The organism is Amycolatopsis sp. La24 (assembly GCF_029087445.1).
Taxonomy (GTDB): Bacteria; Actinomycetota; Actinomycetes; order Mycobacteriales; family Pseudonocardiaceae; genus Amycolatopsis; species Amycolatopsis nivea.
Genome location: NZ_JARACH010000009.1, coordinates 43,312 through 58,140 on the forward strand (window position 1 = coordinate 43,312; position 14,829 = coordinate 58,140).

A 14,829-nucleotide genomic window follows, 5' to 3' on the forward strand; every position below is an offset into this window, starting at 1 on the left:
AGATTCAAGTTAGGCTAGCTTACCTACCTCGCAGCGCTAGCCTGTCGGCATGAGCGCTGTTCTGGTGATGGGCGCGACCGGAAAGGTCGGCCGGCACGTGGTGGCCCGCTTGCGGGAACTGGGGCACGCGGCGCGGCCCGTCTCCCGGTCCAGCCCGGTCCGCTTCGACTGGGCGGACCGTTCCACCTGGCAGCCCGCGCTCGCCGGGGCGGACACGCTGTACCTCAACGTATGGGGCGTGGTCGGCACGGCGGATCCCGCGGAGTTCACGGAACTGGCGGTGCGGTCGGGAGTCCGGCGGATCGTGGCATTGTCCGGCCGCGGCGACGACGGCGAGGACTACCTGCTGAAAACCCCGTACGGCCCCTGGGCGCAGGCGGTGATCGACGGCGAGCGCGCGGCCGGCGAGAGCGGCGCGGAATGGACGATCGTGCGCCCGTGCTGGTTCGCGCAGACCTTCGAGGAAGACCCGAAACTGTCCGAACTGCGCGACGGCGAAGTCGCGATCCCGGTCGGCGACGGCGCAGTGCCCTTCGTGGACGCCACCGACATCGCCGCGGTCGCCGTCGCCGCCCTCACCGAAGACGGGCATCAGGAGCAGACCTACGAACTTTCCGGACCGGAACCGCTGACGTTCCCGGAGGCGGTAGCCGAGATCGCGAGGGCGACCGGCCGGGAGATCAGGCAGATGCCGGTGGAGATACCGGAGTACGTGCGCCGCCTGATCGGCCGCGGCTACGACCGGGCGTCGGCGGAAATGCTGGCAGGCCCGTTCGAATGGCTGCACCGGGGGAAAACCGGCTTCCTCAGCGACGGCGTCCAGCGCGCGATCGGGCGCGAGCCGAGGGGTTTCGCCGACTACGCCAAGCGGGCAGCGGCGACGGGCGTGTGGTCCGCGGGCGCACCGAAGTGACCGCGGTTCCGTTCTAGCGCTCGGAAACCTTGCCCCCGTCGACTTCCAGCCGCCGAGTCACCGAAACCGCGTCCAGCATCCGGCGGTCGTGCGTCACCAGCAGCAGCGTGCCCGGGTAACTGTCCAAAGCGGACTCGAGCTGTTCGATCGCGGGCAGGTCCAGGTGGTTGGTCGGCTCGTCCAGCACCAGCAGGTTGACGCCACGCGCCTGCAGCAGCGCCAGCGCCGCGCGGGTGCGCTCGCCCGGCGAAAGCGTCGCGGCCGAGCGCAGCACGTGTGCGGCCTTGAGCCCGAATTTCGCCAGCAGGGTACGGACTTCCGCGTCGGCGAGCGACGGGACCTCCTGCGCGAACGCGTCCGCCAGCGGGAGGTCGCCGAGGAACAGCCTGCGGGCCTGGTCGACCTCGCCGACCACCACGCCCGGTCCGAGCGCGGCGTCGCCCTCGTCCAGCGGCAGCCGGCCCAGCAACGCCGCCAGCAGCGTGGATTTGCCCGCGCCGTTCGCCCCGGTGATGGCGACCTTGTCCGCCCAGTCGATCTGCAGGTCCACCGGCCCGAGCGTGAACTCGCCGCGCCGCACGACCGCGCCCCGCAGCGTCGCGACCACCGCGCCCGCGCGCGGAGCGGCCGCGATCTCCATCCGCAGCTCCCACTCCTTGCGGGGCTCCTCGACGACGTCGAGCCGCTCGATCATCCGGTCCGTCTGGCGTGCCTTCGAGGCTTGCTTCTCGGTGGCCTCGCTGCGGAATTTGCGGCCGACCTTGTCGTTGTCGGTCGCCTTGCGGCGGGCGTTCTTGACGCCCTTCTCCATCCACGCGCGCTGCATGCCCGCCCGGGCCTCCAGCGCCGCCCGGGTATTGGCATATTCCTCGTAGTCCTCGCGCGCGTGCCGCCGCGCGACCGCCCGTTCCTCCAAATAGGACTCGTACCCGCCGCCGTACGTCTTCACTTGCTGCTGCGCCAGGTCCAGCTCCACCACGCGGTCCACCGTGCGGGCCAGGAACTCGCGGTCGTGGCTCACCAGCACGGTTCCCCCGCGCAGCCCGGTGACGAACCGTTCCAGCCGGGCGAGCCCGTCGAGGTCGAGGTCGTTCGTCGGCTCGTCGAGCAGGAAAATGTCGTAGCGGCTGAGCAGCAGCGACGCCAGCCCGGCGCGCGCGGCCTGCCCGCCGGAGAGCGAAACCATCGGCTGGTCGAGGTCGACCGCCAGCCCGAGATCCGCGGCGACCTCGCCGGCGCGGTCGTCCAGGTCGGCGCCGCCCAGCGCGAGCCAGCGGTCCAGCGCGGTGCCGTATGCGTCGTCGGCGCCGTCCTCCCCCGCGGTAAGCGCATCCGTCGCCGCGTCGAGTGCGGCTTGCGCGGCCGCGACCCCGGTGCGCCGCGCGAGGAAGGCGCGCACCGACTCCCCCTCGCGCCGCTCCGGTTCCTGCGGCAGGTGCCCGACGGTGGCGGTCGGCGGGTTCAGCCGGACCTCCCCGGATTCCGGGCGGGCCAGCCCGGCCAGCGTCCGCAGCAGGGTGGACTTCCCGGCGCCGTTGACGCCGACGAGCCCGATCACCTCGCCAGGGGCGACGACGAGATCGAGACCGGAGAAGAGGACGCGGTCACCGTGGCCCGCGGCCAGGTCCTTCGCGACGAGTGTGGCGCTCATATCGCAGCCGAGTTTACGGGGAGCCCGCGCGCAGCGTGCCGCGTGTCGGCTCCGTCACTCCGAGTGGGTACTCTGGGCGGGTTGCCGGGTCCAACAAGAGCAGTGAGGTCGGTGAAAAGCGATGGCGGAACCCGCCCCGGTCCCGTTCGGACAGGGGAAGCAGCGGGCTCCCCGGCCGACCGTCAGCAGGCGGCGCGAGGTGAGCCACGCCAGCGCGCGGTCGCTGCTGATGACCGTGCTGGGCGAGTACGTGCTGCCCCGCGACCGTCCGGTGTGGACGTCGATCCTGGTCGAATCGCTCGGCATGCTCGACATCGAGGAGAAGTCCGCGCGCCAGGCGCTGGCCCGGTCCGCGGGCGAGGGCTGGCTGGTGTCCGAGCGCATCGGCCGCCGCGTCCGGTGGTCGCTGACCCCGCCCGGGCGGCGGCTGCTCACCGAGGGCGCCGAGCGCATATACGCCTTCGGCCGCGACGCGCACGCCTGGGAAAACCGCTGGCTGATGCTGATCGTCTCGGTGCCGGAGGCGAAACGCGACCTGCGCCACCGCCTCCGTACCCGCCTCACCTGGGCCGGTTTCGGTTCGCCGGTAGCGGGCGTCTGGGTGAGCCCCGATCCGAGCCGCGAGCCCGAGGCGCAGAAGATCGTCGCGGAGCTCGGCCTCGAAGCGCAGGCCATGTCCTTCACCGCCGAGTACGGCGCGATCGGCGACCAGGAAAGCATGGTCGCGCGGTCGTGGGACCTGTCCGAGCTGACCGACCGCTACGAGGACTTCATCGACCGCTTCACCGGCGTGTCGCCCTCGGGCGCGCAGGCGGTCCTGCGCGCGCAGACCGAACTGGTGCACGAGTGGCGGCGTTTCCCGTTCCTCGACCCGCAGCTGCCCGCGGAGCTGCTGCCCGCGAGCTGGAGCGGAGCCAAGGCAGCCGAACTGTTCCACCGCAAACACGTGGAATGGCGGCCGGCCGCACAGGCGTACTGGGACGAACTCACCGCGAACGAGGAGCAAGCATGACGAGGCTGGAACGCGACGGCGGGCTCGCCGTGCTCACCATCGACGAACCGCCGCTCAACCTGTACACGAAGCCGCTGCAGGACGCGCTTCTCGACGCGATCGGCTCGCTGGAGGAAACCCCCGCCCGAGCCCTCCTGATCCGCGCCGAAGGCCGCGTCGTCAGCGGCGGCGTCGATGTCGCGCTCTTCGACGCTCAGTCTTCTGCGGCCGAAGCCAAAGTGCTGTTCGACGAGATGCTCAGCCTCCCGGATCGCCTTGCCGCACTGCCGTTCCCGACCGTCTTCGCCGCCCACGGCCTGTGCCTGACGTGGGCTTTCGAGGTCGCGATGGCCTGCGATCTGCTGCTCGCGTCCTCCCGCGCGAAGTTCGGATTGGTCGAGAAGGTCGTCGGCCTGACCCCCACCATGGGCGGCACCCAACGCCTAGCCGCCCGGGCCGGGGTCGCCCGCGCGAAGGAGTTCGTCTTCACCGGCACTCCTTTCGACGCCGCCACGCTGGAGCGGTGGAACGTCGTCAACCGGGTCCTGCCAGACGAAGGCTTCGACGAGGCAGCCCGGGAATTCACGCGGCAACTCGCCGAGGGACCGACGCAGGCTCATGCCGCCACGAAGCAGATCCTGGCGCACTTCGAACACGGCGGGGTGCCAGAGGCGAACGAGCACGTGACTGCCATTGCGGCAGAGCTGTACAACACCGAGGACTTGCGGGGCGCGGTGAAGTCGTTCCTCGCCGAGGGCCCGGGGAAGGCTCGGTTCAGCGGCCGCTGATGCGGCTTCGCTGCCCCTTGCGCCGGGGTCGGTTTTTATGCCGGTTTGTGCAGGTCAGGAGATAAAGGAGACCTCGTTGCAGAGGCGGTTGGAGGACCCGCTAGAGTAGTCGCATCGCACTTCACGAGGGGTTCCTCGGGGAGTGAGGAGTCCGGGCTGTGGCGCAGTTTGGTAGCGCACTTGACTGGGGGTCAAGGGGTCGCAGGTTCAAATCCTGTCAGCCCGACCGGACGAACAAGCCGCTTGGCTTGGGTGAGAACCCAGGTCGGGCGGCTTTTTTGCTGCGGGGACTTGGTCTTGCCCACGACGTCCCCAGCAGCCGCTTGGGTACCAGATGGGGACCCCGTCGCGTCCGATGTGGAGGGTGATCCGGCCTCTCCCCCGATCAATGGGAAAAGCGGGTTGCGGGCCGGATAGCATTCCCGGGTGTCGGATGTGGGGGACGAACCTTTCGGCTGGGCCAATGATCCGTCGGTGGTCATGATGTGCCTGACCTTTGTCCGGGACGCGTCCCTGGACGAGATCTTCAGGGTGCTCGCCGCGCAGCCGTTCGGGACAGTGGCCACGCCCTTCTCGTTGGGCGACCTGACAGACAGCACCAACAGCGGCATTCGCATCGCGCAGGACGGTCAGTGGGCGGTGGTCGTCGAGCTGGAATCCCTGGCGGCTACCAAATCGGAGATCCTCGCCGCGCTGTCCCGCGGGCGTGAGGTCGTGCAGGTTTTTCGCACCGGATCGGGGATGGAGAACTTCAGCTACTGGCGCGACGGCGAACAGTGGTGCCAGTTCGACCCGATCCATCCCTCCGTCCGGACCGGAAGCCGCCCCGACAGTCTGGTCGCCGAGATGCGGGCCTGCGGCATCTCCCCCGACGGCGGGGCAATGGTGGAGGGCCACGGGCTGTACCGGCTGGCGGCGGCGCTGACCGGCCTGGTCGCTGACACGGCGCTCGTGCTCGATGCCGCGCTTCCGGCCGGAGCGATTCCCCGGCGACGTCGCAGGCAGCTGCCGGACGGTCCATGATTGAGAACCACGGCCAGACTGGCTTCGTGGACAACAACATCGACCTCGACGCCGCCGAGCAGCAGATCGCACAACGGCGGGTCGGCTGGCGCAGGCTCGGCATTGTCGCGGGCGAGACCACCTGGCGGGAGTGCGACGGATGGCCGCACCGGATCACGACTGATCGCGCGACGGTCGCCGACGCCGATTCGATCGGTGTCGAGCTCGCCAAAGGCACGCAGCTGGGAATCATCGTGCTGTTCGCCGGCGGCTGGGCGGACTTCATGTTCTATAACGGCGTCGACGACGGCACCGGCATCGTGGAGGCGCCCGGGTGGAACGATCCGCTTGACGTCGACAGATTCGGCCAGCTCCTTGATCGGCTCACCGAGCTGTTCTCGTAGCTGCGCACCTGGTGCCAAGCCGGAGAACAAAAGAGTTCGCCTGACGTCAACCGCGGGCGAGCAGTGCGTACGCGGTGGAAGCGGCTTGCCGAAGGAGGCTCGCGTCCGAGCGGGCGCGGGCCAGGACGTAGCCGCCCTGCACTACTGACAGCACCATCGTCGCCAGCTCCGCCGCCGGGAGGTCGGCCCGTACGGCACCGGCTTCCTGAGCGTCCTGGATCGCGGGCTCGAGCAGTTCGGCGACCCGGCGGAAAGCCTCGCCGATGGGCTCGATCAGGCGCGGGTCGTCGAGCACCGCGCGGTCGTACGTGAGACCGCCGATCTTGCACCCGGCCAGTGCGTCTCGCTCGTCCAGCAGGTAGCGGCGCACCCGGGCTAGACCGGGTTCCGTTCCGGAGAGGGCGGCTTCCGCAGCTGCGACGACGGCGTTCGCATTCGCGGCGATCGCGGCGGTTCCCAGGTCGGTCTTCGCCGGGAAGTGGTGGTAGAAGCTGCCCTGGCCGACCCCGCTGGCGGCCATCACCTGGCGCGGGCTCGTCGCCGTGTAGCCGGACTGCCAGATCAGCTCCGCGCCCGTCTCGATCAGCTTCGTGCGGTTGTCGCTCACGCTCCAAGCATACCTACCTCTAGGTATGGTGGCTGCATGAGCGAAGACATCACGTCGGACCGGCACCGTTTCGCGATCGGCACTATCGGAGGACCGACCGCGGTCATCGACTACGGCGGGCTGCGGTTCGTGACCGATCCGACCTTCGATCCGCCCGGCGATTACGGTGCGTACCGCAAAACCGAGGGCCCGGCGGTTTCGCCCGCCGCGCTGGGGAGGGTGGACGCGGTTCTCCTCAGCCATGACCTCCATTGGGACAACTTCGACCGCGAGGGCCGAGTTTTCGCCAGGAGCGCTCCGTTGATCGTCACGGGCAGGCAGAGTGCCGAGCGCCTCGGGGCTCCGGCGATCGGGCTTGGCGATTTCGAGATGCACGGGATAGCGGATGTGCGCGTGCACGTGGTTCCGGCGCAGCACGGGCCTCTCGACGGAGAGCGCGACGACGCCGGCAACATCAACACCGAAGTCCACGGGTTCGTCCTGGAATCCGCCGGGCTGCCTACGGTGTACGTCAGCGGCGACAACGCGGGCATCGGGCCGGTCAAGGCGGTCGGGGCCGCGTTTCCCGGGATCGACGTCGCGGTTCTGCACGCCGGGGCCGCGCGGGTGCCGGGCAAGAACGCGGGGCGGGCGCTGACTCTCACCTCCGCCCGGGCCGCCGACGTGGCCGCGTTGCTCGATGCCGGCCAGGTCGTCGCGGTCCATCACGAGGGCTGGTCCGTCTACAGCGAGAATTTCGCTGATCTGGAGCGCGAGTTCGCCGAAGCCGGGATCCGGTCTCGTCTGGTTCCGACGAAACCTGGCCGGTGGGCGCTCCGGCACTAAGGGGTTTCGTCCTAAACGAAACCCGAGCCGGGTTCAGTGCTCGTCTGCCACGCGCTGCGCCCGGCCGGAGAGTTCGGTCTTGCGGATCTTGCCCGTCGCGGTCATCGGGAACTCGCCGACGACCTCCACCAGCGGCACTTTGTACGGCGCCATCGCGGTTTTCGCCCACGTGCGCAGGTCCGAGGCGGTCACCGACGCGTCCGGGGCGAGGCTCACGAAGGCCACCGGCACCTGTCCCGATTCCGGATGCTCCGCGGGCACGACCGCGGCGGTGCGGACCGCGGGGTGCCGGGACAGCAGGAGTTCCACCTCGGCCGGGAACACGCTCATCCCCTTGACCTTGATCAAATCCTTGTCCCGCCCCAGATAGTGCAGGCAGCCGTTCTCGTCGAGGCGGCCGTTGTCGCCGGTGTGCAGCCAGCCGCCGGTCAACTGCGCGGCCGTCGCGTCGGGGCGGTTCCAGTAACCGGTCATCACCGACGGGCTGCGCACCACGATCTCCCCCGCTTCGCCGAGCGGAAGCGGGTCGAGCGTGCCGAAGCGGACCACGGCGAGGTCTGTGCCGGGCATCGGGACACCGCAGAACACTGGCTCCGCCAACAGGTCCTGGTCCTCGCCCGCCATGCCGTAGGGCGTCGCGTCGAAGGTGTGCGTCTCGGTCATCCCGTACGCCGCTTCGCAAAGCACCGAATGCGCGCCGACGGCCTCGCGCCACGCCGCGCGCACGTCCTGGGTCAGCTTGCGCACGAACGAAACCGCCATCGGCATCTTGAGACTGGACAGGTCGCGGGCCGCGAGGTCGGGGCGCTCCAGGAGTTCGAGGTAGTTCTCCACCGTGCCGACCATGGACGTCACGCCGTGCCGTTCGATCGCCGTCAGCGCGGCCTCCGCGTCCCACCGGGTCATCAGCACCGACGTGCCGCCGAGGACGATCGGGTTCAGGATTCCCAGATCCTCGCCGGCGATCCAGAAGACCGGCAGGTAGCACAACGGTACATACCCGGTCTCCACGGTGTGTCCGGTCGCCGCCACGGCCGTCGCCGCGGTGTAGAGCATGTGCCGCTGTGTGTGCTGGCAGCCCTTGGGCAGACCGGTCGTCCCGCCGGTGTAGTTCAAGGCCGCCAACGCGTCCAGGTCGGCCGGGTGCTCCGGCGCGGGCGGGTGCGCGGCCGCTTCCGCCCAGGCGGTGGCGGCGAAACCGTCGGGCAGCACCGGGGAACCGCCCGCCGCCGACAACTCCCCCAGCGCCGTCACGAGCACCTGCCGCACCCGCGTCTCCGGCAGCGCGGCCGCCACGACCGGCAGCACGGTGTCGACCGCGACCAGGACCGTCGCGCCGCTGTCGGCGAGTTCGTAGACGAGTTCCTCCCGCTGGAACATCGGGTTCACCGGCACGTGCACCGCGCCGAGCCGCAGGACTGCCAGCATCGCCACGGTGAACTGCGGGCAGTTCGGCAGGTCCACCGCCACCCGGTCCCCTGCCCGCACGCCCGCGGCGGCCAGCCATCCGGCGACCCGGGCGACCAGGTCGGCGAGCTCGCGGTAGGCGATCGTCCGTCCTTCGTAGACGATCGCGGGCTGGTCGGGCCGTTCCCGCGCCCAGTGGTCGACGTGCCCGGGAATGCTCAGTTCGCCGAGCGGCAGCACGAGGCGGTCCGGGGTGTTCGCCGGCCGTACCCGGGCCTGGCGAGCGCGGACGTCGTCGAGATAGGTCTCGAGGTCCATGTGAGACTCCTTCGTCACCACGTGTCGATGCGCTTGCGGGGACCGGCCGTGCGCTCGCGCGGCAGCGTCCGGGTGATCCAGGCGCGGGTGTCGGCCGGGTCGATCACGTCGTCCATTTCGAAGACGGTCGCCGCGGCCAGCGCCTTGCCGCGGCGGTAGCTTTCGGCGAGCAGCCGGTCGAACTCGCGCTGTTTCTCGGCGTGGTCGGAGATCGCGTCGAGTTCGCGGCGGTAGCCCAACCGCACCGCGCCCTCCAGGCCCATCCCGCCGACCTCGCCGGTCGGCCACGCGACCATCGCCTCGGGCACCCGGAACCCGCCGGCCGCCATGGCCATCGCGCCGAGCCCGTACGCCTTGCGCAGCACCACGCCCACCATCGGCACGTCCAGATGCGCGCCCTCGACGAACATCCGGCCGAACCGGCGCACGGTCGCGGTCCGCTCGGCGTCCGGGCCGACCATGAACCCCGGCGTGTCCACCAGCGACACGACCGGGAGCCCGTGCGCGTCGCACAGCTGCAGGAACCGGGCGGCCTTGTCCGCGGCGTCGGCGTCGATCGCGCCGCCGAGGTGGCGCGGGTTGTTGGCCAGCAACCCCATCGGCCTGCCCTCGATGCGCACGAGCGCCGTGACGACGCCCGCCCCGAAGCCGCGGCGCAGCTCCAGCACCGAATCCTCGTCGGCCAGCAGCTCGATCGCGCGCCGCACGTCGTAGACCCGGACCCGGTTTTCCGGCACCACGTGCCGCAACCGGCGCTGGTCCGCGACTGTCCATTCGCGACGGTCGCCCTGGAAGTACGACAGGTACCGCCGCGCCAGCTCCACTGCCTCGGCCTCGTCCGCGGCGACCAGATCGAGCACGCCGTTGGGTTCCTGCACCGAAACCGGGCCGATCTCCTCCGGCCGGTGCGTGCCGAGGCCGCCGCCCTCGATCATCGCCGGGCCGCCCATGCCGACGTTCGCGTCCGCGGTCGCGATCACCACGTCGCACACCCCGAGCAGCGCAGCGTTTCCGGCGAAGCAGCGGCCGGACGCGATGCCGACGGTCGGCACCAGCCCGTTGAGCCTGCCCATCGCGGCGAACGTGTCGAGATCGAGCCCGCCCGCCGTCACCACGTCGGTGTCGCCCGGCCGCCCGCCGCCGCCTTCGGCGAACAGCACGAGCGGAAGCCGTTGCCGCGCAGCGAGATCCAGCATGCGGTCGGTCTTCTCGTGGTTCATGAAACCCTGGGTGCCAGCGAGCACGGTGTAGTCGTAGGAGAGCACGACGCAGCGCGCGTCGGCGGTGTGCTCGGCGTTGACCGTGCCGATTCCCGCGACCAGGCCGTCCGCCGGGGTGGCGGCGATCAGGTCCGCTTCGGTGCGGCGCTGGCGTTGCGCGGCGATCACGAGCGCGCCGTACTCCAGGAAACTGCCGTCGTCGCACAGATCCGCGATGTTCTCCCGCGCGGTCCGGTGCCCGGTGCGCCGACGCTTCGCCACCGCTTCCGAGCGTGCCTCGTCGAGACCGACCCGGTGCCGCTCCAGCACTTCTTCGAGGTCCGGCCGCACGTGCGCGGGGTCCGGTTCGGCCGGTCCGCTGCTCGCCCTGTGCTGGTCGGCGTCCGCAGTCAGTTCCACGAGCGGCTGCCCGGGCCGGGCGAGGTCACCGACTCCGATGTGGACAGACCGCACCACGCCCGCGACCGGCGCCGCGAGCACGTGTTCCATCTTCATCGCTTCGAGCACCACGACCGGGTCGCCAGCCGCGACGCGAGCGCCTGACTCGGCGACGAAGACCACCGAACCGGCGAAGTCGGCCGCGATCCCGTCGCCTTCCGCCGCAGCCGGACGATGTTCCGGCACCAGCTCGGCGAGGTGTTCGTCCACAAAGGACGTCGTCGCCGATCCCTGCCGGACTTCGTCGCGGGACAACAGTTCCCGGAGGAAGTCCGTGTTCGTGCCCGGTCCGTCGACCCGCACCTCGGCCAGCGCCGAACGGGCGGCGTCGATCGCCGCGGGCAGCTCCGCCGACGGGACGTGCGTGACGATTTTCGCCAGCAGCGAGTCGTACGTCGTGGTCGCGACCGCGCCGGCGTGCGCGGCGGTGTCGACCCGCACCCCCGGCCCGCCCGGCAGGTCCAGGGCCTCGATCCGCCCAGCCGTGGCGTGCGCGGTGCCGTCCGGCCGCAGTTCCTCCAGGTTGACCCGGCACTGCACGGCCGTCCCGCGTGCGGGCGGGATGTCTTCCTGCGCGAGCCCGAGTTCCCCGAGCGCCGCGCCCGCCGCGATCCGCAGCTGGGCGACCACCAGATCCAGTCCCGTGACCGCCTCGGTGACGGTGTGCTCGACCTGGATCCGCGGGTTCGCCTCCAGGAACGCGAACCGCGCCGGATCGTCCGCGTCGACCAGGAATTCGACGGTGCACAATCCGCGATAAGACACCGCGGCTGTCATCCTCGTCGCCGCGTCGCGCAGGCTCGCCCGGCACTCTTCGGGCACCGTGCGGGCGGGCGCGACCTCGACCACCTTCTGGTGGCGGCGCTGCAGGCTGCACTCGCGGTCCCACACGTGGCTGACCGAGCCCGTGCCGTCGCCGACGATCTGCACCTCGACATGCCGCGCCCGCGGCACCAGCTCCTCCACGAACACGGTGTCATCGCCGAACGCCCGCAACGCCTCCGACCGGCACCGCTCGATCGCCCCCGGCAGTTCGGCCGCGTCGACGACTCGCCGGATCCCGCGTCCCCCGCCGCCCGCGACGGCCTTGACCATCACCCCGCGCCCCGCGCCGAGGCTCGCGAGGAACGCGCCAGCCTCGGCGACGTCCGAGGTCGAGCGGAGCACCGGCACACCGAGCTTCTCCGCCAGCCGCCGCGCGTCCGCCTTGTCCCCGAACGTCCGCAGCACCGCCGCGTCCGGCCCGGCGAACCGGACCCCGCGCGCCGCGCACAGCTCCGCCAGCGCGGCGCTTTCGGACAGGAAGCCGTAACCCGGGTGCAGCAGCTCGCAGCCGGTGCGTTCGGCAGCCGACACGAGCTGGTCCGCGTTGAGGTACGGCCGGTCCCCGGCGAGTACCACGACCTCGTCGGCCAGCCGGTGCACCGGGCCGTCGGGCTCCTCGGCGGCTTTGACGGCCACCGCCCGCCAGCCGAGAGCGCGGGCGGCGCGCAGGACGCGGAGGGCGATCTCGCCGCGGTTGGCGATGAGGACGGAAGGCAAGGGCTGCTCCTTCGGGACGTGAGCCGCCCTCATCCTGCGTTGACATTGACGTCAACGTCAATAGGTATGCTGGCGCCCATGGCATCCGGAACCTGGGCCGTGCGCGAGAAGCTCGACCGCGCCGACAGCGCGACCCGGCACGTGCTGCTGGCCGCCGCCCGCCGCGTCTTCGAGACAAAGGGCTTCGCGCTGGCCACCGTCGCGGACATCACCCGCGAGGCCGGCGTCGGGCGCGCCACGTTCTACGTGTACTTCGCGGCCAAGGAGGAGGTTTTCGCGGTGCTCGCGCGCCAGGTGCGCGACCAGCTGGTGCAGGCGCAGGAGCTGACCGGCCTCGACCCGGACGACCCGTGGGCGGTGGCGGCGGCCACCACCACCGCGTACCTCGACGCGTACGCGGAAAACCTGTCCTTCCTGACCGTCCTCGACCACCAGGCGATCGCGGACCCGGCGATGGCCGAACTGCGCGAGGAGATCCACGAGCTGCCCACGAAACGGGGCGGCCGCTACATCCGGCGGCTCGCCGAGCGAGGGCTGGCCGACCCGGCCGCCGACCCGGAGACGGTCTCGCTCGGCGGCGGCGGTCTCGTCGCGGTCCTCGCCCCCGTGCTGGCCCGGCACCCCGAACGCCGGGACCGGATCCTCGCCGATCTCACCCGGATGTACCTGCGGCTGCTGGGGCTGCCGCCGGAGAAGCCCGCCGGCCGGAGCTGACCCCGCCGCCGCGAAGCTTCTGTCATCTCGGCGCGCCGGATGCTAAACAGGACCTCCCTGGTTTCACCGCCGCTTTACCCGGTGCGCCCGGTCCGGGGTCCTGGGCGCACCGCCGAGAAAGGGTTGCCATGCCTGTGAAGCGCATCTTCACCTCCACAATGGCCACCGGGCTCGCCGCCGTCTGCGCACTGGCCGCGGCGCCCGCTGCCTCGGCGAGACCGGCGCCGCCGCCGACTCCGGTAGCGCAGGGTTCCGGAGGCGCGGTCGTCTCCGACACCGTCGAGTCCACCCAGGCCGGGATCGACGTGCTGCGCCGGGGCGGCACCGCAGCGGACGCCGCGGTCGCCGTCGCCGCGACGCTCGGCGTGACCGACCCATACGTCGCCGGGCTCGGCGGCGGCGGGTACTTCGTCTACTACGACGCCCGCACCAAGACCGTGTCCACCATCGACGGGCGCGAGACCACACCCGCGGGCGACTCGTCGTCGATGTTCATCGACCCGGCCACCGGCAAGCCGTACGCCTTCGAGACCGCTGTCGAGAGCGGCCGGTCCGTCGGCGTGCCGGGAATGCTCGCCACCTGGCAGCGTGCGCTGCAGCGCTGGGGCAAGTTCAGTCTCGCGGACAACCTCAAGCCCGCGGAAAAGGTCGCGCAGCGCGGGTTCGTAGTCACGCCGGAGTTCGAGCGGCAGACGCAGTCCGTGGCGGCGAAGCTGGGCCACTTCTCCCCCAGCGCCCAGCTGTTCCTGCCCGGCGGAGCCGCCCCGAAGGCCGGTTCCGTGCTGCGCAACCCCGATCTCGCCGCGACCTACCGGCAGATCGCGCGCGAGGGCATCGGCGCGTTCTACGGCGGCTCGGTCGGCCGCGATCTCGTGCGCACGGTGCAGAACCCGCCGGCCGCGCCGGGCACCGCGACCCCGCTGACCGGCCCGATGCAGCTGTCCGACCTGCGCGCTTACCGAGCGCTCGACGGCACGCCGACGCACATCAACTACCGCGGCTACGACGTGTACGGCATGGCGCCGTCGTCCAGCGGCGGCATCACCGTCGGCGAATCGCTGAACATTCTCGGCAACTTCCCGATGTCCACAATGGACCAGACCCAGGCGCTGCACCACTACCTGGAGGCGAGCCGGCTCGCTTTCGCCGACCGCAACCGGTACATCGGCGACTCGCGCTACGTCAACGTGCCGCAGCAGCAACTGCTCTCCAAGCAGTTCGCCGCGACCCGCGCGTGCCTGATCGACCCGGCCAAGGCGGGGTCGAGCCCAGTCGCGCCGGGCGACCCGTACGCGACCGGTTCGGGCTGCGCCACCGCTCCGGCTGCGTCCTCGGACAGCAATGAGCAGCACACGAACCACTTCGTCGTCACCGACAAGCAGGGCAACATCGTGTCCTACACCAACACGATCGAGCAGCTGGCCGGCAGCGGGATCACCGTGCCGGGACGCGGTTTCCTGCTGAACAACGAGCTCACCGACTTCAACTTCGCCCCGACGCAGGGTTCGGCGCCCGACCCGAACCTGCCCGCGCCGGGCAAGCGGCCGCGGTCGAGCATGTCGCCGACGATCGTGCTGCACGACGGCAAGCCCTTCCTCGCGGTCGGTTCGCCGGGCGGCGCGACGATCATCACGACCGTCCTGCAGATCCTGGTCAACCGGCTCGACCTCGGCATGACCCTGCCGGACGCGATCGCCGCCCCGCGCGCCTCCCAGCGCAACGCGGCGACCACGGACGCCGAACCGGGATTCCTCGCCCTGCCCGTGGTGAAGGGTCTCGAGGCGCTGGGGCAGCAGTTCAAGAACGCCGGCAGCATCGGCGTGGCGGCGGGGATCGAATTCCTGCCGCACGGACAGCTGCTGGCCGCCGGGGAACCGGCACGGCGCGGCGGCACTTCCGCGGCCGTGGTGAACGGGAAGCACTGACGCCTGGACGGCCCGCCGCCTTTCCGGGCGGCGGGCCGTCTCGATCGGCGTTGCCGCTCCCCGTGCTGAGCCGCGGCAGACCGC

At 71.1% G+C, this 14,829-nt stretch carries 12 protein-coding genes and 1 tRNA gene; 9 read left to right on the forward strand and 4 right to left on the reverse strand.

The annotated features are described in order from the left end of the window. The first annotated feature begins 49 nt into the window (after positions 1–49). Positions 50–913: an NAD(P)H-binding protein gene (locus PUT80_RS12370; protein ID WP_275291998.1), complete on the forward strand. Its 864-nt coding sequence runs from the start codon at positions 50–52 to the stop codon at positions 911–913. 13 nt (positions 914–926) lie between these two features. On the opposite strand, the gene PUT80_RS12375 is transcribed toward PUT80_RS12370, so the two are convergent. Beyond that, a complete protein-coding gene (locus PUT80_RS12375; RefSeq protein WP_275291999.1) occupies positions 927–2,564 on the reverse strand; it encodes an ABC-F family ATP-binding cassette domain-containing protein in 1,638 nt (545 codons plus the stop codon). 121 nt (positions 2,565–2,685) lie between these two features. On the opposite strand from PUT80_RS12375, the gene PUT80_RS12380 reads away from it, so the two are divergent. From PUT80_RS12380 to PUT80_RS12400, 5 genes are all read left to right on the forward strand, one after another. Next, positions 2,686–3,576, forward strand: coding sequence for a PaaX family transcriptional regulator C-terminal domain-containing protein (locus tag PUT80_RS12380; protein ID WP_078870119.1), 891 nt, complete (start codon positions 2,686–2,688; stop codon positions 3,574–3,576). Beyond that, entirely contained in the window at positions 3,573–4,343 is a 771-nt protein-coding gene (locus PUT80_RS12385) for an enoyl-CoA hydratase/isomerase family protein (RefSeq protein WP_275292000.1), read from the forward strand. The genes PUT80_RS12380 and PUT80_RS12385 overlap by 4 nt, the downstream gene beginning before the upstream one ends. 152 nt (positions 4,344–4,495) lie before the next feature. Then, positions 4,496–4,569 (forward strand) — tRNA-Pro (locus tag PUT80_RS12390). 200 nt (positions 4,570–4,769) lie between these two features. Next, a complete protein-coding gene (locus PUT80_RS12395; protein WP_275292001.1) occupies positions 4,770–5,366 on the forward strand; it encodes a DUF6461 domain-containing protein in 597 nt (198 codons plus the stop codon). Beyond that, positions 5,363–5,749 carry a hypothetical protein gene (locus PUT80_RS12400; RefSeq protein ID WP_275292002.1) on the forward strand — a complete coding sequence of 129 codons (387 nt, stop codon included), beginning with the start codon at positions 5,363–5,365 and terminating at the stop codon, positions 5,747–5,749. Before PUT80_RS12395 ends, PUT80_RS12400 begins: the two co-directional genes overlap by 4 nt. 46 nt (positions 5,750–5,795) lie before the next feature. Here PUT80_RS12400 and PUT80_RS12405 read toward each other — a convergent pair whose 3' ends face one another. Further along, positions 5,796–6,356 carry a TetR/AcrR family transcriptional regulator gene (locus PUT80_RS12405; protein WP_275292003.1) on the reverse strand — a complete coding sequence of 187 codons (561 nt, stop codon included), beginning with the start codon at positions 6,354–6,356 and terminating at the stop codon, positions 5,796–5,798. 36 nt (positions 6,357–6,392) lie between these two features. Between PUT80_RS12405 and PUT80_RS12410 the strand changes: the two genes are divergently transcribed. Then, the gene (locus PUT80_RS12410) at positions 6,393–7,181 is read left to right on the forward strand and encodes an MBL fold metallo-hydrolase (protein WP_275292004.1); all 789 of its coding nucleotides are present in this window, start codon (positions 6,393–6,395) and stop codon (positions 7,179–7,181) included. Positions 7,182–7,214: 33 nt separating this feature from the next. On the opposite strand, the gene PUT80_RS12415 is transcribed toward PUT80_RS12410, so the two are convergent. Continuing rightward, positions 7,215–8,906, reverse strand: coding sequence for an AMP-binding protein (locus PUT80_RS12415; protein ID WP_275292005.1), 1,692 nt, complete (start codon positions 8,904–8,906; stop codon positions 7,215–7,217). 14 nt (positions 8,907–8,920) lie between these two features. Beyond that, a complete protein-coding gene (locus PUT80_RS12420) occupies positions 8,921–12,106 on the reverse strand; it encodes a carboxyl transferase domain-containing protein (RefSeq protein WP_275292006.1) in 3,186 nt (1,061 codons plus the stop codon). Between the two features lie 78 nt (positions 12,107–12,184). On the opposite strand from PUT80_RS12420, the gene PUT80_RS12425 reads away from it, so the two are divergent. After that, entirely contained in the window at positions 12,185–12,820 is a 636-nt protein-coding gene (locus PUT80_RS12425; protein WP_238605868.1) for a TetR/AcrR family transcriptional regulator, read from the forward strand. A 128-nt stretch (positions 12,821–12,948) separates the two neighbouring features. Next, positions 12,949–14,745 carry a gamma-glutamyltransferase gene (gene ggt / locus PUT80_RS12430; RefSeq protein ID WP_037811565.1) on the forward strand — a complete coding sequence of 599 codons (1,797 nt, stop codon included), beginning with the start codon at positions 12,949–12,951 and terminating at the stop codon, positions 14,743–14,745. The last annotated feature ends 84 nt before the right edge of the window (positions 14,746–14,829 follow it).

Excerpts from the sequence above, each read along its gene's own strand:
- PUT80_RS12370 (WP_275291998.1), top strand. The coding sequence starts at position 50 with ATGAGCGCTGTTCTGGTGATGGGCGCGACCGGAAAGGTCGGCCGGCAC.
- PUT80_RS12375 (WP_275291999.1), bottom strand. The coding sequence starts at position 2,564 with ATGAGCGCCACACTCGTCGCGAAGGACCTGGCCGCGGGCCACGGTGAC.
- ggt (WP_037811565.1), top strand. The coding sequence starts at position 12,949 with ATGCCTGTGAAGCGCATCTTCACCTCCACAATGGCCACCGGGCTCGCC.
- PUT80_RS12425 (WP_238605868.1), top strand. The coding sequence starts at position 12,185 with ATGGCATCCGGAACCTGGGCCGTGCGCGAGAAGCTCGACCGCGCCGAC.
- PUT80_RS12415 (WP_275292005.1), bottom strand. The coding sequence starts at position 8,906 with ATGGACCTCGAGACCTATCTCGACGACGTCCGCGCTCGCCAGGCCCGG.
- PUT80_RS12400 (WP_275292002.1), top strand. The coding sequence starts at position 5,363 with ATGATTGAGAACCACGGCCAGACTGGCTTCGTGGACAACAACATCGAC.
- PUT80_RS12410 (WP_275292004.1), top strand. The coding sequence starts at position 6,393 with ATGAGCGAAGACATCACGTCGGACCGGCACCGTTTCGCGATCGGCACT.
- PUT80_RS12380 (WP_078870119.1), top strand. The coding sequence starts at position 2,686 with ATGGCGGAACCCGCCCCGGTCCCGTTCGGACAGGGGAAGCAGCGGGCT.
- PUT80_RS12385 (WP_275292000.1), top strand. The coding sequence starts at position 3,573 with ATGACGAGGCTGGAACGCGACGGCGGGCTCGCCGTGCTCACCATCGAC.